Source organism: Paenibacillus oleatilyticus (genome assembly GCF_018998565.1).
In the GTDB taxonomy this organism is placed as follows: Bacteria; Bacillota; Bacilli; order Paenibacillales; family NBRC-103111; genus Paenibacillus_G; species Paenibacillus_G oleatilyticus.
The window spans coordinates 388-647 of sequence record NZ_JAHNZO010000084.1; the positions used below are offsets into that span (position 1 = coordinate 388).

The 260-nt window shown below is 65.0% G+C and carries 1 pseudogene; it reads right to left on the minus strand.

The features are described 5' to 3' along the window. A pseudogene (locus KQX66_RS36395) lies at positions 1-260 on the minus strand (hypothetical protein); the annotation flags it as partial.

Sequence of the window (260 nt, forward strand, 5' to 3'; positions counted from 1 at the left end):
GCCTGGAACGGCTGTGGCGCCTCGTACGGCTGCGGCTTTTGCGCTGCGCTAAACGGCTGCGACATCGGCTCAGGCTTACCTTTTTGCGCTGCCTGGAACGGCTGTGGCGCCTCGTACGGCTGCGGCTTTTGCGCTGCGCTAAACGGCTGCGACATCGGCTCAGGCTTGCCTTTTTGCGCCGCCTGGAACGGCTGTGGCGCCTCGTACGGCTGCGGTTTTTGCGCTGCGCTAAACGGCTGCGACATCGGCTCAGGCTTGCC